The organism is Hymenobacter artigasi, assembly GCF_012275535.1.
GTDB lineage: Bacteria > Bacteroidota > Bacteroidia > Cytophagales > Hymenobacteraceae > Hymenobacter > Hymenobacter artigasi.
This window is the reverse complement of record NZ_JAAVTK010000001.1, coordinates 263284-283880: the sequence shown is the minus strand read 5'-3', so window position 1 is coordinate 283880 and position 20597 is coordinate 263284. Positions and strand designations below refer to the sequence as shown.

13 protein-coding genes are annotated in these 20597 nt (G+C 62.5%); 8 read left to right on the top strand and 5 right to left on the bottom strand.

All coding sequences use genetic code 11. The features are described 5' to 3' along the window. The first annotated feature begins 71 nt into the window (after window positions 1-71). Entirely contained in the window at window positions 72-1238 is a 1167-nt protein-coding gene (locus HBN54_RS01130) for a zinc-dependent alcohol dehydrogenase (RefSeq protein ID WP_168671307.1), read from the top strand. Window positions 1239-1383: 145 nt separating this feature from the next. Next, window positions 1384-4044, top strand: a complete 2661-nt coding sequence (locus HBN54_RS01125; protein WP_210427895.1) for a S8 family peptidase — start codon at window positions 1384-1386, stop codon at window positions 4042-4044. 129 nt (window positions 4045-4173) lie between these two features. Here HBN54_RS01125 and HBN54_RS01120 read toward each other — a convergent pair whose 3' ends face one another. Together HBN54_RS01120 and HBN54_RS01115 are read right to left on the bottom strand one after the other, a co-directional pair. Beyond that, window positions 4174-4989 carry a M57 family metalloprotease gene (locus HBN54_RS01120; RefSeq protein ID WP_168671305.1) on the bottom strand — a complete coding sequence of 272 codons (816 nt, stop codon included), beginning with the start codon at window positions 4987-4989 and terminating at the stop codon, window positions 4174-4176. 161 nt (window positions 4990-5150) lie between these two features. Then, window positions 5151-5960, bottom strand: coding sequence for a M57 family metalloprotease (locus tag HBN54_RS01115; RefSeq protein ID WP_168671304.1), 810 nt, complete (start codon window positions 5958-5960; stop codon window positions 5151-5153). Between the two features lie 478 nt (window positions 5961-6438). On the opposite strand from HBN54_RS01115, the gene ricT reads away from it, so the two are divergent. Together ricT and HBN54_RS01105 are read left to right on the top strand one after the other, a co-directional pair. Further along, complete coding sequence (ricT, locus tag HBN54_RS01110) at window positions 6439-8115, top strand: regulatory iron-sulfur-containing complex subunit RicT (protein ID WP_168671303.1); 1677 nt, start codon at window positions 6439-6441, stop codon at window positions 8113-8115. 36 nt (window positions 8116-8151) lie between these two features. Next, window positions 8152-8643, top strand: a complete 492-nt coding sequence (locus tag HBN54_RS01105) for a gliding motility lipoprotein GldH (RefSeq protein ID WP_168671302.1) — start codon at window positions 8152-8154, stop codon at window positions 8641-8643. Between the two features lie 190 nt (window positions 8644-8833). On the opposite strand, the gene HBN54_RS01100 is transcribed toward HBN54_RS01105, so the two are convergent. Next, complete coding sequence (locus tag HBN54_RS01100; protein WP_168671301.1) at window positions 8834-9028, bottom strand: cold-shock protein; 195 nt, start codon at window positions 9026-9028, stop codon at window positions 8834-8836. A gap of 225 nt (window positions 9029-9253) precedes the next feature. Here HBN54_RS01100 and HBN54_RS01095 point away from each other — a divergent pair, with 225 nt between their 5' ends. After that, the gene (locus tag HBN54_RS01095; protein ID WP_168671300.1) at window positions 9254-10432 is read left to right on the top strand and encodes a hypothetical protein; all 1179 of its coding nucleotides are present in this window, start codon (window positions 9254-9256) and stop codon (window positions 10430-10432) included. 83 nt (window positions 10433-10515) lie between these two features. Here HBN54_RS01095 and HBN54_RS01090 read toward each other — a convergent pair whose 3' ends face one another. Then, window positions 10516-11493, bottom strand: coding sequence for a hypothetical protein (locus tag HBN54_RS01090; protein WP_168671299.1), 978 nt, complete (start codon window positions 11491-11493; stop codon window positions 10516-10518). Window positions 11494-11610: 117 nt separating this feature from the next. Between HBN54_RS01090 and HBN54_RS01085 the strand changes: the two genes are divergently transcribed. Further along, window positions 11611-12207, top strand: a complete 597-nt coding sequence (locus tag HBN54_RS01085; RefSeq protein ID WP_168671298.1) for a DinB family protein — start codon at window positions 11611-11613, stop codon at window positions 12205-12207. A gap of 168 nt (window positions 12208-12375) precedes the next feature. On the opposite strand, the gene HBN54_RS01080 is transcribed toward HBN54_RS01085, so the two are convergent. Further along, window positions 12376-13149 (bottom strand): outer membrane beta-barrel protein, encoded by a 774-nt coding sequence (locus HBN54_RS01080; RefSeq protein WP_168671297.1) that lies wholly within the window; start codon window positions 13147-13149, stop codon window positions 12376-12378. A 152-nt stretch (window positions 13150-13301) separates the two neighbouring features. Between HBN54_RS01080 and HBN54_RS01075 the strand changes: the two genes are divergently transcribed. Both HBN54_RS01075 and HBN54_RS01070 read left to right on the top strand, forming a co-directional pair. After that, a complete protein-coding gene (locus HBN54_RS01075; protein ID WP_168671296.1) occupies window positions 13302-19499 on the top strand; it encodes an alpha-2-macroglobulin family protein in 6198 nt (2065 codons plus the stop codon). Window positions 19500-19628: 129 nt separating this feature from the next. Next, the gene (locus HBN54_RS01070; RefSeq protein ID WP_168671295.1) at window positions 19629-20309 is read left to right on the top strand and encodes a hypothetical protein; all 681 of its coding nucleotides are present in this window, start codon (window positions 19629-19631) and stop codon (window positions 20307-20309) included. Window positions 20310-20597 lie beyond the last annotated feature (288 nt).

The window sequence follows — 20597 nt, the reverse complement described above, 5'->3', positions numbered from 1 at the left end:
GTAGTAACCCGCCGGAAAAAGCGGCCGTTTAGGATAGCAGGCTTGCCTGATTCATCCCTAACTCCCGCTCTATGAAAGCTCTCCGCATCCACGGTGCCAAAGATGTTCGCGTTGATAACGTGGACGACCCCGAAATCAAAGAATCCCGCGACATCATCCTGCGCGTGACCAGCACGGCCATTTGCGGCTCCGACCTGCACATTTACAACGGCAGTATTCCCCAGCCCAAACCGATGACCCTCGGCCACGAGTTTATGGGCATTGTGGAGGAAGTGGGCAAAGGTGTAAAAAACCTCAAGCGCGGCGACCGCGTGGTGGTGCCCTTCCCAGTGGCCTGTGGCCATTGCCTGTTCTGCAACCACGACCTGCCCGGCCACTGTGAAAACTCCAACCCCGACCATTATGGCCCCGAAGGCGGCCTGATGACCGAAAAAGGTGGGGCCCTGTTTGGCTATACCGACCTGTATGGCGGCTACGATGGCGGCCAGGCCGAATTCGTGCGCGTACCCTACGCCGACCACGGCCCCCGCAAAGTGCCAGACAACCTCACCGACGAGCAGGTGCTCTTCCTCACCGACATCTTCCCCACCGGCTACACCGGCATCGACTGGGCCAATGTGAAAGGCGGCGAAGTAGTGGCCATTTTTGGGGCCGGCCCGGTGGGCATCATGGCGGCAAAGTCGGCCTGGCTGCGCGGGGCCAGCCGCGTTATCATCGTCGATACCCAGCAGTACCGCCTCGATTTGGCCAAAAAATCGGCCAATGCCGAAGGCATCCTCTGGGACAGCCACCAGCAGGTAGTAGACGAAATTCGTAGCAAAAGCAAAGGCTATGGGGCCGATGTGATAGTAGAGGCCGTGGGTTTTGAGCCCGACCGCAACCTCCTGGACCGCGCCAAAGCCGTGGCTAATCTCGAAAAAGGCTCCGATAAAGTGCTGCTGGCCTGCATGAGCGCCGTGCGCCGGGGCGGGTTCGTATCGGTTCTCGGCGTATATTCTTCGCCGTTCGACAACTTCCCCATTCACCAGTTCTTTGATAAAGGCATCACGCTGAAAGGCGGCCAGGCCCCGGCCCACAAGCACATCGACAAGCTGCTTCAGCACGTTTCCAACGGCGATGTGCGCCTGGACGACATCATTTCGCACCGCCTGCCGCTCTCGCAGGCCCCGCATGCCTACGACATCTTCCGCAACAAGAAGGACAACTGCACCAAAGTAGTGTTGAAGCCCGGCGAGTAGAAAGCTGATTAGTAATTTATTGCCAAAGAAAGGAATCTGCGCAAGCGGGTTCCTTTCTTGGTTAATAGCCAATGGAAATAGATGATTGTTTTACCTTTGGCAACGCCCAGGTGGGCGAATGATTTAAACTGAAAAGCCTGACTGAATGGGGTATTCCCGGCGCAAAGCGGTATCTGGTTCGGGAAAAACGCGTGGCGGCTGGTGGGCTTTGCTGCCGGGGCTGTTGCTGCCCCTGCTGCTACAGGCCCAAACGCCCGGCACACGCGCCACGTTGGGCAAGCTGGCTCCCGGCCTGCAAGCCGCCACCGCTGCGCAACAGTCGCGCCCGTTGCGCGTTCGCGTGGCCGACGGCGCGGCCTTCCGGCAGTGGGCGCGGCAGCACCTTCCGGCCGCGCAGGTAGCGCAGATGGGGAACGACGCCCGTACACTCACCGTCACTGGCCTCACGCCAACCCAGCTGGCGGCCGCGCCGGGCGTAGAATTCGTGGACGTGGCCGACCGCCGCGCACACGAAGAACGGCGCCTCAACAACTCTAATTTATCAGTGAATACCATTTCGGTAGTGCACGCCCGCTTCCCCGACCTGACCGGGCAGGGCCTGACGGCCTCGGTGAAGGAGCTGCCCTTCGACCCCGACGATATCGACTTGAAGGGCCGCGTGGTAAATCCGGGCACGTTTGCTAAGCCGTATTCTGACCACGCCACGGCCATGGCTACGCTGCTGGGCGGGGCCGGCAACTCCGACCCACTGGGCCGGGGCGCGGCCCGTGCCGTGCGGCTGGCCACTTCCGACTTTGCCCGTCTGCTGCCTGACGATGCAACTCAGCTCACCCAGGCCGGCGCATCGGTGCAAAACCACTCCTACGGCGTGGGCATCGAGAATTACTACGGGCTCGAAGCCCAGGCATACGACCAACAGGCGCAGCAGCTGCCGCAGCTGCTGCACGTATTCTCGTCGGGCAATGTGGGCTCGTCGGCCAGTCCCAGCGGAACCTACCAGAGCATTGCCAAATTCGCTAACATCAGCGGGCAGTTCAAGATGTCGAAAAATACGCTGACCGTGGGCGCTACCGACTTCAGCGGGCAGGTGGCCGCGCTTAGCTCGCGTGGCCCTGCCTATGATGGGCGCATCAAGCCGGAGCTGGTGGCCTACGGCGAGGGCGGCTCGTCCGAGGCGGCGGCGCTGGTGTCGGGCATCAGCATTCTGCTGCAGCAGCAGTACCGCGACCAGCACGCCGGTACCCTGCCGCCTGCCGCCCTCGTCAAAGCCGTGCTTCTCAACAGCGCCGACGACCTGGACACGCCCGAAATCGACTACCTCAGCGGTTTCGGCCAGCTCGATGCGCTTGGCGCCGTGAGCACCATGCGCGCTGGCCAGTTTTTCGGTGGCAGCGCCACGCAAGGTGCCGACCAGGTTTTCCGCATCATCGTGCCCGCTGGCCAGCAGCAGCTGAAGGCCACGCTGGTGTGGAGCGACCCTGCCGCCACCGCCAACGCCGCCACGGCTCTCGTCAACGACCTCGACCTGGAGCTGGTGGCCCTGAGCACCGGCCAGCGCTGGCTGCCCTGGGCCTTGAGCGCCTACCCCCACGCCGACTCGCTGGCCCGCCCCGCCCGCCGCCGCGCCGACCATCTCAACAACGCTGAGCAGATTAGCCTGGCGCTGCCCGCTGCCGGCACCTACGAGCTGCATGTGCGCGGCTTTGCCGTGCCGCAAAGTGCGCAGGCGTTTAGCCTGGCCTACGAAATAAATCCCCCCGGCCTCATCTGGACCTACCCCGCACGTCCCGACAATCTGCGCCCCAACACCACCGCAACCCTGCGCTGGCAGTGGAGCGGCCCGGCCGCCGCCACCGCCCGCCTCGAGTACCGCCCCGTGGGCCGCTCGGGCTGGCGCGTATTGAATGCGTCCGTGCCACTGGGGGGCACCCGTACCACCTGGGCCGTACCCGATACGGCTACGCTGGCCCAGTTGCGGCTGGTGAGCGGTAGCAGCGAGTTCGTGTCCGATACGTTTACGGTTGTGCGGGCCTCGGCGGTGCAGGTCGGCTACGCCTGTCCCGAAGAGGCCCTGCTGCAATGGGCGCGCATCCCGGGCGTGGCCCGCTACCAGGTATACCAGCTGGGCGCTACCTACCTCGAACCGCTGGTGCAAACGGCTGATACAGCGCTGGTGCTTGGTCGTACCCAAGTGCCGGTGCTCTACTACGCCGTGGCTCCGGTTGTGGGCGGGCGGGTGGGCCAGCCGGGCACCACCATCAACTACACCACGCAGGGCACCGCGTGCTATTTTCGCTCCTTTCTGCCCCGTCAGCTGGTCGACGAAACCATTCACTTTAATGTCATACTCGGTACGGTGTATCGTCTGAAATCGGCCACCCTGGAGCGACAACGGCCCGATGGTACCTTCGAGGCCGTGCAGACCATCAGCCCGGTTTCCCGCACCACGTTCACGTTTGCCGACCAACCCGCTGCCGCCGGCCGCTACCTCTACCGCGTGCGGCTCGACAACGTGGCCGGCCAGCAATTCTATAGCGGCACGGAAGAAGCCTTCCTGCTGCGGGCCGGCCTGACTCAGGCCTACCCCAACCCGGTAACCGCCGGCCAGCCCCTGCAGCTAGCGGCCAACACGACCGGCAAAGTTACTGCCCAACTCTATGATATGCTGGGCCGCTTCCAGCGGGAAACCACAGTGGATGGTGTAATCAATGTGCTTGATACCAGTGGCCTACGCCCCGGCGTATACCTGCTGCGAGTGCAAACGAAAGAGCAGGCTGCCCAGGTAATTCGGGTGGTGATACAGTAGATAGCCCCAACCGATTAGCCGGTTCTGGTGCCGGGCCTATTGCTCATGTAGCTGTATCAAGGGTATTTCCAAACAAAATGCCCCGACTCATACGAGCCGGGGCATTTTGTTTGAACATCCTAACCGGAGTTAGTAAATGTAGTTCAGCGCCGTCAGGTCGTTGCTGGTGAAGGGACGGTTCACGCCGTTGCCCACGCAGGCCAGCATCCAGGAGTTCGGCTCGGCCGTCGAAGGCGTGCCGGGGATGAGGATGGCCCCCACTGTGCTTGCGCCTTCGTTGGATTTACGACCACCGCAGCTGTACTGACGGTTGTAGTAGTCGGTGTGGCGCATGCCGATGCAGTGGCCCATCTCGTGGGCCATGATGGTGGCGATGTAATTGGTAATGGTGCTGTTAATCACGCTGGGAACCAGCGTGAAACCCGGGGCGGGGTTGCCGCCGCTGGGGAAGCCGCCCGACTGACCCAATACGCCCGGGCCCAAGTCAGCTGAATACTTAACCGGCAGGTCAGCAGCGGCGTCATTGGCGACGCGGGTGAAGTGCAACTGCAGGTTGGCGGCATTGTACCGGAGGATGGCTTCATCAATAGCCGCTCCATACGCAGCTGGGAACTGTGCCGACAGGCTCACGGTAAGCGTGCGCGGCAGGCTGCCTACCAGGTTGGTGGTGCGGTACTGCTCCTCGTCACCCACGCGCAGTGTGGAGTAGCCAGGGGCGCTGGCCAACATCGCGTTCGTCAGCAGCATGTCGCCTTCTACTACGAAGCCGCCAGCTACGGGGCGGACGCCTTCCGTTCCAAAGCCCAGGGCTTTGATTTGGCCTAAAACTTCTTGTGTAGCAACCGTTGGGGCAGCAGCAACCTCCTCTTTTTTGCTGCACGAGGATAGTGCTAGTACCGAAGCAGCACAGAAAGCGGTAGCGGCAAACAGGTTTTTAATTTTCATATACCCAGGTTGATATGTGATGCGAAATGGTGAAAAAACGAACAGCTATTGTTTTACGAGGGAAAAATTTAAGCCGTGATACCGGCAGCACCGGCTAAAGAGCAAGGGGCCGCGGTTTAAGCGGAAGCCCCTTACTCTTTAGCCGGTGCTGCCGGATTACACTAGTAGATGTAGTTCAGCGCCGTCAGGTCGTTGCTGGTGAAGGGACGGTTCACGCCGTTGCCCACGCAGGCCAGCATCCAGGAGTTCGGCTCGGCCGTCGAAGGCGTACCGGGGATGAGGATGGCTCCCACCGTGCTGGCGCCTTCGTTGGAGGCACTGCCGCCACAGCTGTAGGCGCGGTTGTAGTAGTCGGTGTGGCGCATGCCGATGCAGTGGCCCATCTCGTGCGCCATGATGGTCGCAATGTAATTAGTGTTCGAGCTGTTGATTACGTTGGGTACCAAGGTGAAGCCCGGCGCGGGGTTGCCACCGCTGGGGAAGCCGCCCGACTGGCCCAGTACGCCCGCGCCCAGGTTCGACGAATACTTAACGGGCAGGTCGGCCCCAGTCGTGCTGATGCGACGGAACGTTACCCGCAGGCCCGCCGCGTTGTAGCGCCGGATAGCCTCATCAATGGCCGTCACGTAGGCCGAGTTAAATGAGCTGCTGATGCTCACGGTGAGCACGCGTGGCAGGCTGCCCACCAGGTTGGTGGTGCGGTACTGCTCGTCCTGGCCCACGCGGAGGGTGGAGTAGCCGGGGGCGCTGGCCAGCAGCTCCGGGGTCAGCAGCATGTCGCCTTCCACAACGTAGCCGCCGTCAACTTTTTTTACATCCTGTGTGCTGAATCCCAAAGCTTTAATCTGAGCCATGGCATCTTGCGAAACAGCCGAAGGAGCTGCGGCGACTTCTTCTTTTTTGCTGCACGACGAGAGGGATAGAGTCGCGCCAGCCAGCGCCAGCAGTGGTAGAAGTTTGAACCTTTTCATAGTGGTTTTTGGGGTGATGATTTGGTGAAGAATGAGCGAATATATAGGGCTGTAATTACGAATCACACCACTCATTCATTCGTATTTTAAAAATAGTTTAATCAAAACGCCGTTTTTTGGAATCTGAATGAGTTTTTGCTAATTTACATTGCGGAAAATGACAAAATCTTGTAAGTGCCAGTATAATAAACTATTGTAATAATTATACGCCCGAATTGGGGCACTGCGGCCGGTATCTGTGCTGGCCGCTGGGGGATAGGGGTGGCCCAAACCCCGCCGCGAGCCCATCGGAAGCGCCCTGTGCTATTTGTGTATCTTTGCTAGGAACCGAATTTTCGCGAAAACCAGCTTTTCGCCCAACTATATAATTGTCTGACTCGTGGCTTGTGCATCATGTTCAACCGGTGGGGGCTGCGGCACCACCAAAGTAGGGGGCTGCGGCTCGAAGGGGGGCTGTAGCTCCGGCGGCTGCACGCGGATGAACGTCTTCGACTGGCTGCAGGACGTGGAAATCCCCGATTCATTCGCCGGCTTCGACCTGGTGGAAGTGCGCTTCAAGGGCGGCCGTAAGGAGTTTATGCGCAACGACTTGCGCCTACCCCTTGTGACCGGCGACGCCGTGGTGGTAGATGCCGCCGGCTCGGGCTGGCACCTCGGCCACGTCTCGCTCAAGGGCGAGCTGGTGCGCCTGCAAATGCGCAAGAAGAAGGTACCCACCGACTCCAAGGAAATCCGCAACATCCTGCGCGTTGCCACCCCCGACGACGAGGAGCGGTGGCAGGCCGTGCGCGACCTCGAAACCGGTACCATGTTCCGGGCCCGCGCCATGGTGAGCGAATTGCGTCTGCGCATGAAGCTGAGCGACGTAGAATACCAGGCCGACCGCACCCGCGCCCTCTTCTATTATTCGGCCGAGGACCGGGTCGATTTCCGCGAGCTCATTCGCCGCCTGGCCGACGAGTTCCGGGTACGCGTCGAGATGCGCCAGATATCCCTGCGGCAGGAAGCCGGCCGCATCGGCGGCCTTGGTATTTGTGGGCGCGAGCTGTGCTGCTCCACCTGGCTCACCGACTTTAAAACCGTGAGCACCACCGCTGCCCGCTACCAGAACCTGAGCCTGAACCCCCAGAAGCTGGCCGGCCAGTGCGGCCGCCTCAAGTGCTGCCTCAACTATGAGCTGGATGCCTACCTCGATGCCCTGAAGGACATTCCGCAGGTGCAGCGCCCCCTCAAAACCAACAAGGGCGAGGCCTTTTTGCAGAAAACCGATATCTTCCGCCGCCGCATGTGGTTTGCCTTTAAGGGCGACAACAACTGGGTGATGCTGGACACGGCCCGGGTGAAAGAGCTGCTGGAAATGAACAAGCGCGGCGAGGTTATCGAAAGCCTGCTGCCCCCCCGCGAAGAAGCCCCCGAGCCCGAAGTATCGGCCATTGTGGAAGGCTCTCTCGACCGCCTCGACGACAAAATTAAATCGAGCGCCAAGCGCACCAAGCGCAAGAAAGGCAAAGGCGAGAAAGAAGGCGAAACCGCCGAAGCCCGCCTTCCCCGCGAAGGCCGGGAACTGCGCGAGCCCCGTGCGCCCCGCCCCGAGCGGGAGCCCCGCGCCGCCCAGGAACCCGGCACCGAGCCCCGCGAACCCCGCGAAGGCCGCCCGGCCCGCGAGCCCCGCGAAGGCCGGCCCCCCCGCGACGGCCGCCGCCCCGCCGGTGCCGCCCCCGGCGGCCCCCGCCCGCCCGAGCAAATGACCAGCCCCGGCCCCGGCGATGCCGACAACCCGGTGCCCGCCCTGGGCGATACGGCTGAGCAGCGCGGCCGCCGCGGGGCCGCCGCCCGCCCCAGCAACCGCCGCGGCGGCCGCAACCGGACCGACGCGCCCCGCCCCGAGGGCGAAGCCGGCGAGCCGCGCCCCGAAGGCCCCCGCAACCGTCGCCCCGACAGCCCCCGCCGCGCCGATTCTACCGCCGGTGCCCCGCCCCGCCCCGCCGCCGAAGGCCCGGGCGAGCCGCGCCCGCGCCGCGAGGGTGGCGAGCGCCGTGCCGAAGGTGGCGAGCGCCGCGAAGGCCGGGGCGGCCGCAACCGCCGCAGCGGCCGTGGCCCGGCCGGCGAAGGCGGAGCCGCGTCCGACTCGGCCCCGGCTCCGGCCGGCTCGTAATCAATGCCGTTTTGTTTTCGAATACCAGTTACTAGTATGAATCAGCGTTTTGCATGGAGGTTGGTGGTGGTAGGCGGGCTCCTGAGTCTGCTCACGGCCTGCGACCCCAACCGGGTTTTTGAGCAGAATACGGACTTCCCGAAATACTCGTGGGACGTGCAGCAGAAGCCCGCCTTCACCTTCACGATTGAGGACACGACGGCGCGCTACGACGTGTTTTTCAACGTACGCTATGCTTCAGCCTATGGGTTTTACAACCTGTATATGAAGCATACGCTCACCGGCCCCGCCGGTCCGGCGGGCCCGCCGCTGCTGCACCAAATCCTGCTGATGGACCCCAAAACCGGCGAGCCCAAAGGCAGCGGCACCGGCGATATCTACGACCTGCAGGCCCTGGCGCTGCCCAATCAGCACTTCGCCAAGCCCGGCAGCTACACCCTCACCCTGGAGCAGTACATGCGCCAGGACCAGCTGCCCGGCCTCATGGCCGTGGGCGTGCGGGTGGCCAAGCACGTGGCAAAGAAATAGGTAGATTTATTCGTTTTAGCCCCAGCGGGGCGGCATGTCGTTAGGAAGTGCTGACGAAAAATGGTTAAAGCCCCAGCGGGGCGACACTTGTTTGACGAGTGTCGCCCCGCTGGGGCTTTAACGCTTAATAGCATAGCCGAACTACCAACATGCCGCCCCGCTGGGGCTTATCGCAGGCTGTTATCGGAAATTATTGTACCCGGGTTACGTCCACGGCGTTGGGGCCTTTCTTGCCGGCTTTGATGTTGAACTGTACCCGGTCGCCTTCCTGGATTTCGTGGATGAGGCCGGTTTGGTGGACGAAGATTTCTTCCTCATTATCGTCGGCAATGATGAAGCCGAAGCCTTTGGTGTCGTCGTAAAACTTAACGGTGCCGGTAAGCATAAGCGTGGGGTAAGGGTAAAATGAATCGGGTTTTGATGCGCTGCACTCGGCCGGCCCAAGGCCGAAAAGCCGAAGCGCGGCGGGCCGCTCCCGGACAAAGGTAAAATGGCACCGCCGAAAATCGTGCCGATGCCCGCGCCCGACCCGCGCCGAAAACAACGGGTTCGGCCGTGCGTATAGGGAAGCAGCCTTTGGCTAATGCTCTCCACTTATCATCCCACCGCCATGACCAACGCCGAAGAAAACCTGAACACCGAGCCCAACGACATTGCCGGCAACCGCATCGACGGACCGGTGGGCAACACGGCCACCAAGCACACCCGGCCCGGCGAAGGCGTGGGCCAGCCCGGCGGCCCGCCCACCAGCCCCGCCGCTGCCACGCCGGTATCGAGCGAAGCGCTGGCCGCCGCCGAAACCAGCATGGCCGCCGGAGCCGTGGACGCCGATACCAAGCCCCAGGAAAACAAAGAAGCCAACCCCGCCGACCTGGTGCCCGAAGGCTCCTACGGCGGCAATTTTGGCAACGGCACCCAAGACAGCTACCAAGACCAGGACCGCCGCGAAAACCAGGACAGCGACCCCAACCGGGGCGAGTTTGGCGCGCAGGACCTGGGCGGCACCACCCACGGCGGCTTCGGCAACCAGAACCGGCTGGCTGACTACGAGCCCAACAACACCGCCGAGGACAACTACTACGGCGGCCCCGGCCGCACCGGCGAGCAGGACAATTCCTACCGCAGCTACGACGGCCGCGACGAGCGCCCCGACAGCCGCACCGAATATGGCTTCGAGGCCGGTACCGCCACCGGCCAAACGCCCACCAGCGCCAATCCCCACGAAAACGACAACGGCTCGTCCAAAGGCCCCGGCAGCGGCTACTCGGCCGACTACGGCCATACCTCGCTCAACCCAGGCAGCGCTACTGACCAGCGCGATGGTGCCACGCCCGAAGTAGACCACCGCAACCAGACCGAGGACTACATGCCCGCCCAAAGTGGCACCGACAGCCAGGGCCGCCACGATACGGAAACCTACTCCACTAACCAACCCGAAATGGCCAACCAGCGCGGCCAGGGCTACGCCGACCGGGGCCGCGACCAGCCCAACAGCGTGCCCGACAACGACACCGGCGACGAGCGCAACGGCTACACGGCGGCCGGCGCTAACAAGGGCGATGTAGGACAGGGCATTGGCTCACGCGGCGGCTCTTATAACGATGCCTACGACGACAGCAAAGCCGGCAGTACCGCCGGCTCGCCCGCCCAGGGCGACCAACGCGCCGAAGACAAGGCCCAAAACTATGGCTCGGCCGCCCGCCAGGAAAACCGCACCGACGAAGCGAACAGCGCCGACCACGGCGCGCCCCAGCGCAACGCCGGCCGCGACGGCGAAGGCGACGAATAAAGCGCGTAAGCGCTTAAAGCAGAACGTCCTGCTGAGCGCAGCCGAAGCAGGACGTTCTGCTTTCTAACAAGTAGCCCCGGGAATTACCGGTGCACTTTCACGTTGATATCGTACTGGTAGCGCGGCGGGCCACCCAGCGGAATGGCGAAAAACGGCATGGCCGTTTCGTACTGGTCGGTCACGTAAAACACCAGGTCGTTGGGTGCGGCCTTGGTGGAGGTGAGGCGGAAATCGAGGCTGAGGCCGTGCTCTTTGGGCGATACCGGAAACACGCTGCTGGTCCACTCGCCGTCACCGCTCATGGTGCCGGGCTGGCCATTTTTGGCAATGCTGAACACATTGAGCGTGGCTGCGTTATCGGCGTCGAAGTTGCTTTGCTTGATGCTCACCACCTTATCGTTCACGAAAGGATAGAGGTGCACGGTGGTTTTGGTGGCCGTGGCCGGCAGCCGGAAGCAGTACTCGTAGGTGAAGGCGTTGCCGCCCTCCACCGATACATTGGCCGTAGGACTGGTGCTGAAAAAATAGCGGTACAGGTTGCCGTCGTTGCCGGTGAGGCCCCGGGCTACTAGCTTGAAAACGCGGCCTTTAAACTCATCCACCTGCTCGCCTTCCAGCGGGTTCAGCGGGCCGAAGGTGTACCATTTGCCATCGTACTGCGGCTCGTTGCCAAAGGTCTGGCTCTTGAGCAGGCGGCCGGTGGGCACGGGGTTGGTGGGGCGCGGGTCGCGGGCCTGGGGGCCGCTGAAAGTGCCCGGGCCGCCGTAGAGGCTGAACGACGTGGTGGTATTGGCAGCGCCTTTCAGGTCGTCGTTTTTGCCGCCGCAATCGGGGTCGAATACGCGGATGTAGACCGGGGCGCGCTGTTTTTCGGGAATTAGGAAGAAGAAGGTTTGGGTGAAATCATCGTCGCCCCACATCTTGTCCGACTGCGCACCGAAGGTGACCAGACTCTCTACCCGCTCGCCGGCGTTGGGCACGGCCTGGGCCCGGGCCTCCGGGGTTAATGCAAATGCCAGCGCTACCAGCGCACTACAATACCAAAAACATTGTTTTACCATGCAGCCAAGATACCAGCCCGAAACCAAATGCGGAGCTTGGCGAAGCGGAAATCCGACGTAAATTATTCGGAATCCGCTGCTAAATTGTATGTTTACGACTCGTTAGCCTCTGCTTTTATGCCCGTTGCCGTTCGTGCCACCTCCGATTTCTTTGACCAGCTAACCAACGACCTGCTGGTGCTGCGGGTGAAGGCGCAGCAGCGTTTTCGGCCCCTGAGCGCCGAAAAGCTGAACCGCCGCCCCGGCCCCAGCCGCTGGAGCGCCGGCCAGTGCCTGGAACACCTCAACATTGTGGGCGGCTACTACTTACCCAGCATTGCGGCCCGCATCAAGCGCGCCCAGGAGCGGGGCTCGAAGCCGGCTGCCGTGGCCAAACAGGGCTATCTGGGCAAGAAGTTTATCGGCGCCATGCGCACGCCACCGAGCGTCAAAACCTACACTTCGCCCCAGCGCTATGCGCCCACGGGCACCCGCCTGCCGCGCACCGTGACGGAGGTTTTCAGCCGGCAGGTCGATGAGCTGCTGCGCCTCACGCTACTGGCCCGGCAGGTTAATGCCAATACCATCCGCATTCCCAACGCCTTATTTCCGTTGATTTTACTGCGCCTCACCGACCAGCTCGAATTCCTGGTCGTGCATATGCAGCGCCATATTGCCCAGGCCGAAGCCGTGCTGGCCGGCAATGCCGTAGGCGCCAAAGCGTCGGCCGCCTGAGCCTGAAGCACCAGCAGCAAGCCCATCTAAAAAGCGCGCCATAAGCTCCGGTCTGACCGCCCTAGGCGGTCTGACCGGTTGTCGTAAGGACGAAATCGAGGGTGCTTCAACCGGTCGGACCGCCACAGGCGGTCGGACCGGAGCTTACGGGGGCTTCCGCGCAGGTACTTACTTGCTGCCAAAAAAGTAGTTGGCGGCCAGCTGGAAGCTGCGGTTGTAGCCCTTGCTGCCAGTGTCCTGGCCGTTATTATCGTTGGGCACAAAGTTGACGAGGCCCAGGCCGTAGCCCAGCTGCGCCTGGAACGGCCCCACCCGATAGCCAATGCCGCCATTCAGGCCCGCGTCGAGGCGGCGAAAGGTGAGAACTAGCTGAGGGGCCGAAGTGGCATTGGGGTTGTTCTGCGCTGCGGAATTGTCGTTTTGTTGGGTGCCGTATTCCACTTTCAGCGAGCCGGGATAATTGCCGTTGAACAGCGCTAGGTCGGGGTCGGTGCTGGTGAAGGCCACGTTGTAGCTGCCGCCACCGCCCACGCCGAGGGCCACGTAAGGCCCAGCAAACAGCTGGAAGCCGTGGTCGCCGCCGGTGGTGTACACAAAATTGAGTGGCAGCTCGAGGTAGTTCAGCTTCGGCGATACCGTGATGGCATACGTGAACGGGGCGCCGTTGCTCACGGCGCGGCCCGCGCTTTTGAGCTCCGCACCTTTCTGCGTGAAAATCAGGGAGGGCTGAAAGGCGAGATTGCCGAAGCTGATGTTGGCCGTAGCGCCTACCTGCACGCCCGCCATGCTCTTCACATCGTCGAACTGCTGGGGCGTGCCGCTGTATGAAAACCGGGAAAGATTAACCCCCAGGCGGGGGCCGAAGGTGATGGTGCTTTGGGCCTGCACGGCCGATGTTGCAAGGGCCAGCAGGGCCAGGGTTGGAAGGAAAACGTGCTTCACTGTGAGAAAATTGAATGGGTAAAATTTCAAGCTCAAATGTAAAGGGCTTTGTTGCGTCAGAAGCAGGTACATTCAGGGGGTGGGGTGAAAAAATGCGCTGCCGTGTGCAATAAAGCCCGACCGGGCATCTTTATGGCTCCAACCCTCTGCTTGTGCCCACCCCGCCTATGCGCCTGTTCCTGTTTATCTGCCTGCTCCTGACCATGATTGTTCGTGCCGACTCGGCCGCGCCCGGGCCACCGCCTGGCCCCTATGCTGCCCGCTGGAAGAAGATTGACGCGCTGCTGAAGAAGGACCAGACCGCCACAGCCGCGCCGCTGGTGGAAGCCATCTATCGACAGGCCAAAAAGGAGGGCAACAGCCCGGCCTACGTGCGGGCGCTGCTCTATAAAATCCGCCTGCTGCAGGCCAAACAGGAGGATGCCGACGAAAAGGCCATTGCCCTGCTGGAAAATGACGTGAAAACCGCCGCCTTTCCGGCCCGGCCCATCCTGCACTCGCTGCTGGCCGAGCAGTACACCACCTACCTCAACCAGAACCGCTACCGCTTCTACCAGCGCACGGCCGGCGCTAACCCTACCACTGACGACCAAAAAACGGCCGACGGCGGCACTGGTCTCGCCACCTGGGACATGGGCCGGCTGGGCGCGGCCATCGTGCGGCACTACTACCAGTCGGTAGAGGACGAGCCGCAGAAGCAACTGAAAACCACCCTGGTCGACCTCGGCGACCTGGCCACTGGCGGCGATGCCGAAGGCCGCGCCCTGCGCCCCACGCTGTATGATTTGTTGGCTCAGCGCGCCATTGAGGGCCTGAAAAACCAGGAATTGTACGTGACCCGGCCCGAGCAGCAGTTCCAGTTGACGGAGCCGAATCTGTTTGGCACCGCCCAGGAGTTTGCCGCGCTACGCCTGCTGGCCTCCGATGCCGACTCGCTGAACGGCCAGCTGCACGCGCTGCACCTGCTGCAGCGCCTCACGGCCTCGCGCCAGCAGCTGGCCCTGCCGGGTACGACCCCGCAGAACGTGGCCGCCCTTGCCGATGTGGATTTGAGCCGCGTGGATTACCTGCATTCCCTCACCCAGAATACGGACCTGGCTGCGCAGTACGAGCCGGCTTTGGTGCGAATGGCCGAAACGTATAAGGCGCAGCCCATCAGTACCGAGTTTATGGCCCGCCGGGCCGAAGTCCTGCGCGAAGCCGGCAACAACGTGGCCGCCGTGCGCCTGGCGCGGGAGGCCGAGGCGCGGTTTCCGAAGTCGCGCGGCGCGGCGCGGGCCCGGCAGCTGCGCGAGCAGCTGGAGCAGCCGGAAATCAGCTTTACCGCCTCGAATATCGTCATTCCCAGTCAGCCCTGGCGGCTGGACCTGACGGCCCGCAACGTGACCGAATTACACGCCTGGGCCTACCGCATTTCGCTGAAGGAATGGGAAAAATCGGGCCAGTATGATGCCCTGCAACGCACCGTGGCCCAGCGCTATGCCCGTGCTCTGCGCGCCGCGCCGGCCGCCGCCTGGGCGGTGCCGGTGCCCGCGCATCCGCAGGATTATAAAGAGCAGAAGCTGGCGGCGGCGGGTGCGGCACTACCCGTGGGGTATTACCTGATAGTCATCAGCAACCAGGCGGCGAAGGCTACTGAGCAGCGGCCGGGTGTGGTAACGAGCTACGGATTTGTGGGGGCGAGTGAGCTGAGTGCGGTGAACCAGCAGGGAGTTACCGATTGGGGGCTGAAACTGCTGTTGCTGCATCGGCAGCAGGGCGCGCCGCTGGCCGGTGTGCAGGCGCAGGCCACCTACAGCCGCTACGACCAGAAGGCGCGGAAACAGATAACCCGAACGGGGGACGTGTACAAAACTGCCGCTTCGGGCGAGGTGGAAATTCAGGCTTCCAACCCAAACGAGTCGGATGGTGAGCGAGTCACGGCCGTGCGCGTTTGGCGCGGCAACGACACCTTGAGGCTGGACGGTATCGGGCGCTATTACCGGCCGAACCCGATGAGCGAGCAGGCCCAACGCCGCACCTTCCTCTTCACCGACCGCGCTATTTACCGGCCCGGCCAGACGGTGTATTTCAAAGGCATTCTCACCGAAACACTGCGCGGCAAAAGCAGCCTCGTAACCAAGCAGCCGGTAGTAGTCGGGCTGATGGACGTGAACGGCCAGCCCGTGCAAACGCTGCCCTTCACCACTTCGGAGTTTGGCTCGTTCAATGGCTCACTGGTGCTGCCCACCGGCTTGCTTAATGGCGAAATGACTCTGCAAACCGACCACGGCAACCTCCGTTTCGCAGTGGAGGACTATAAGCGGCCCACTTTTCTGGTCAGCATCGACTCAGTGCCCGGCCGGCCACAGCTGGGCCAGCCGCTCACCATCAACGGCCGCGCCCGCGCCTACGCCGGGCAGGCCACCGACGGCGCTACGGTAAGCTACCGCGTCACGCGGCGCGAGCTGTTTGCGCTGTTCGATTATGGCTACGGCGGGCGCGGGATGTATGCGCCGGGTCGGGGGCAGGGCAGCCAGGAAATTGCCCACGGTACCACCACCACCGATGCCGAGGGTCGCTTTACGCTCACCTTCACGCCGCCGCTGGTGCCCAAAGCCACCGGCCGCCGCTGGGAGCCAGGCTATTTATTTGAAATCACTGCCGACGTGACCGATGCGGCCGGCGAAACCCGCACCGGCACCCGCAACTTCCCCATTGGCCGCAATCCGCTCAGTCTGCGCCTCGCCGGCCCCGTTATGGCCGACAAAGCCAAATTGCCCATCTACACGCTGCTCAGCACCAACGCCACCGGCGAGGCGCTGCCCGCCACCGGTACGTTGCGCCTGCTGGCCCGCCGCTACCGGCCCAACCCGCCCAGTGTGCCCGGCCCGGCTCCCGAAACGGAGGAAAACGAAGCCAAGCCGGAGCTGATGAAAACCCTCGCTTTCGACACCAAAGCCAGCTCCGTCCTCGACCTGCAAGCGGCGCTGATGGCCCTGCCCACCGGCCGCTACCGCCTTGAAGCCTTCGCGGCCGAAACCGACACGGCCCGCCTCGATTTCACGCTCTACGACTCGCGGGCTGCCACCGTGCCTTTCGCCACGCCCGACTGGTTTGTGGCGCTGGCCGATACCGTGGCCCCCGGCCAGTCCACGGAAATCCTGCTGGGCAGCAGCGAAGCCGGCGCCCGCATCCTGCTGGAAGTGGAGCGCGAAGGCCAGCTGCTGCGCCAGGAATGGCTGACGCTGAATGCCAACGAGCAGCGCCGCCTGCGCATCGAAAGCGGCCCACCTACGGCCCTGGGCCCGCTCTATATCCACACCATGCAGGTGCGCGACAACCGCCTCTATCGCCACGATGCCACCGTGCAGGTAGCCGAGCAGCCGCAGCCGCTCCAGCTATCCATCGCCACTTTCCGCGACAAACTCCAGCCCGGCCAGCGGGAAACCTGGCGCGTCACTATTCATCAAGCCAATGGCAAAGCCGCCGATGCCGAGCTACTGGCCACACTGTATGACCAGAGCTTGGATATTTTCCGGCTGCACCGCTTGATGGGCCTGGAACTGGGCGCGGGGTATTACCCGGCGCGGTTTGGGTGGCAGGGGGAGTTTGGAGAGGTGAGGTCTAACTCTTTTTACCAGTCAGGTGGTTCAACAACGCTATTCGATGTGGACTATCCAGAATTAAATGGGTGGGAATTAACCAGCCATGATTTTTACCGCAAAATGAGAATTGAGGCCTCAAAAGGGCCAATGGTTAAAAACCAGAAGTTCAGGATGCAGGAAGCCGCTCCCGCCCCAATGGCCTCAGCCGCAATGGCTACTGATGACAAGCAACTTAATGAAGTAGTGGTTACGGGTGCTGGTATTCCAAAGCCCCAAGCCGCCGCCCCCGACCTGTCCACCGTGCCCACCCGCACCGATTTCCGCGAAACGGCCTTCTGGCAGCCGGCCCTGCGCACCGACAAAAACGGCGACATCGTGCTCGAATTTCAGATGCCCGAGGCCGTGACGTGCTGGCAGCTGCTGGCCCTGGCCCACGATAAAAGCCTGCACACCGGCCAGCTCGCCCGGCAACTTGTGACGCAGAAAGAAATCCAGATTACGCCCAATGCGCCGCGCTTCCTGCGGCAGGGCGACACCTTCACCTTCCCCGCTAAGTTCTCGAACCTGACCGACCACGCCACCAGCGGCACCGCGCAACTGTTTTTGCTCGACGCCGCCACCGGCCAGGATATCACGAGCCAATTACTGAAAGGTTCGGCACAGCAATCCGTATTGGCTGCCGCGCACCAGAGCGCCGCCCTGGGCTGGGAAATTGCGCTGCCGAGTGATTTTGCGCCGGTGGCCGTGACGTATCGGGTGGTGGTTAGTGCACAGCGCTTGGTGCCTGGCGCTGGGTCTGCTAAGGATAAGAAGCCCAGGCGCAAGAATCAAAAGTCAGGCACCAACAACCAAGCACCAAGCACCAGTTTCTCCGACGGCGAGGAAAACACCCTCCCCGTGCTCCCCAACAGAATCTTAATCACCGAAAGCCTGCCGCTGCCCATCGTGGGCCCCGGCACGCGGGCGTTCGAGCTGAAGAAGCTGACCAGCACCAGCAGCCCCACGCGGCGCAACTACAGCCTCACGCTGGAGATGACGGCCAACCCCGCCTGGTACGCCGTGCAAAGCCTGCCCTACCTCATGGAGTACCCCTACGAGTGCTCCGAGCAGGTATTCAACCGCCTCTACGCCAACCTCATCGCGGCGCAGATTCTCAAATCCAACCCGCGCTTCAAAACCGTTCTGGCCGAGTGGACGCGCCAGGCCCAAAACGGCACAGCAGCGCAGAAAAATGCCCTCGAAAGCAAGCTGGCCCAGAATCAGGAGCTGAAAAATTTGCTGCTTCAGGAAACGCCCTGGGTGCGCGACGCGCAGGGCGAAACCGCCCGCCTGGCCCGTCTCACCGAGCTGTTCGACGAAACCCGGCTGCGGGGCGAAACCAGCCGCACCCTGCTCAAGCTCCAGCGCATGCAGCTCGATAACGGCGCGTTCTCGTGGTTTGAGCAGATGCCCCCTGACCGCTACATCACCCAACTCATCGTGGCCGGTTTTGGCAAGCTGAAAAAGCTGGGGGCGTTTGATGCCGAGAAAGATGCCGTGGGCCGCGTTGTCTTGCGCAACGCCTTGAATTACCTCGATGATGCGCTGGTGCAGGATTATAGCCAGCTGCGCCGGCAAAAAGGCGTGAAGCTGAGTGAGCAGCACCCGAACGACCTGCAAATTCAGGCACTGTATGCCCGTAGCTTCTGGCTGCAATCGGAAACGGGCGACGACCCCAAGCCTGCCGCTGCCGCCAGCAGCTACTACCGCACGCAGGCCGCCAAATTCTGGCCTGCCCAGACCCGCTACCTGCAAGCGCAAATAGCGCTGGCCCTGTTTCGGCGCGATGCCAAAGCCCCCGCCGCCGCTGAGATTCTCCGCGCCCTCGCCGAAAACGCCCTGCACTCGCCCGAACTGGGCATGTACTGGAAGGAAGTGCGCGGCGGCTACTACTGGCGCGAAGCCCCCACCGAAACCCAGGCCACCCTCATCGAAGCCTTCGACGAAGTGCGCAACGACCAGAAATCAGTGGATGAGATGAAGCTCTGGCTGCTGAAGCAAAAGCAGACCCACAGCTGGGAAAGCACCCGCGCCACCGCCGATGCCTGCTACGCCCTACTGCTGCGCGGCTCCGACTGGCTGGCCCCCACCCAGCCCCTGCAAATTACCGTCGGCAGCCAGGCGGTGAAGCCCGAGGCTGCGCAGGCCGGCACCGGCTACTTCAAAACCAGCTGGTCTGCCGCTGAAATCCAGCCCGCCCAGGGCAACGTGACCATCACCAAGCCCGACGCGGGCGTAGCCTGGGGGGCGCTCTACTGGCAGTATTTCGAGGACATCGATAAGATAACGCCCGCCGCTACGCCACTCAGCCTGGAGCGCCAGTTCTACCGCGAAACCCGCACTGCCGGCGGCCCGGTGCTGGAGAAGCTCACGCCCACCTCGCCCCTGAAAATCGGCGATGCGCTGGTGGTGCGCCTCGTACTGCGCACCGACCGCGCCCTCGAATACGTGCACCTCAAGGACCAGCGCGCCGCCGGCTTAGAGCCCATCAGCCAAACCAGCGGCTACCGCTACCAGAACGGCCTGGGCTACTATGAGTCGCCCCGCGACGCGGCCACCAACTTTTTTCTGGGCGAAGTGCCGCGTGGTACCCACGTTTTCGAGTACCGCTTGCGGGCCAGCCAGGCCGGCGATTTTTCGGGTGGCCTGAGTCAGGTACAGTGTTTGTATGCGCCTGAATTCGGCGCGCAATCGGCCGGCGTGCGGCTGCGGGTAGCGCCGTAGCGGCCAGATGGGAAAAATAGGCCCATAGGCAGCTGAAACGGCTCCGATAGCGTTCAAAACCACTTTACCCTTGCATTTAACCGGGGTGCGGTGTAGCTTTGTCTACTGTTGATATTTCTTTATTCGTCTATGAAGCACCTATTTGCCTTCCTTTTGCTACTGCTCACCTGGAGCAGTGCCCAAGCCCAAAACGAGAAGCAAACCCCCGTAACGAAGCTGCCAGGCGAGGAAAACCTCAGCCTCCGCGAGCGCGCCGAGCGTGATTTCCTGATGCCGGTGCGCCGCAAGAAAATCGTGGCCGACGCCGCCAAAGCCAGCAACGAAGACAACACCGCATCGCCTGAGTCGGATGCCACGGCCCACTACGCCGAGGCCACCGATGAAGCCGCCACCATGCCGGCCCGCACCGCCCGCAGCTATGAGGCGCGCCACTCCGAAGCCCTGGCCGCCCGCCGTACCGCCGCCCGCCGCGAAGAAGCCCGCGCCGAGGCCAGAGCCGAAGCCCGCGCCGAGGCTCGGGCCGAAGCCCGCCGCGCCGCCCGTCACAGCAGTCACAGCAGCAAATCAAAAGCGCACAAATCGACGGCGCACAGCAGTAGCAAGAGCAAAAGCAAGTCGGCTTCGTCGAAATCGAAAACCAAATCGACCGCGCATTCCAGCAAAAGCACCTCGAAGAGCAAAAGCAGCAAAGCCACCCACAGCAGCGCTTCGAAAGCCAAGAAGACCAGCGCCAAAAAGAGCCCGGTCCACAAAGCCACCACGAAATCCACCCCTTCGAAAACGAAGAGCAAGACCAAGCACCGCCGCTAGGACAATAGCTTAAAACCGTAAGAACAGCAACGCCCGGCACTGATGTGCCGGGCGTTGCTGTTTTGGGTGTGACTCTGCTCTTTCGGAGTTGCACTCCGAAAGCCGCCTGCCAGGGAGTTTTACTCCCAATTGTTGAACTAGAGCAGTTTTTGGGATTTTGTACAGCTTATAAGGCCAGCAGGCAGTAGCGCGAACTTTGTAGTTCGCGTCCCCGCGCCGTTAGTGAATCGTTGATACGGCGCGGGGACGCGAACTACAAAGTTCGCGCTACGTGTACACGAACCTGAA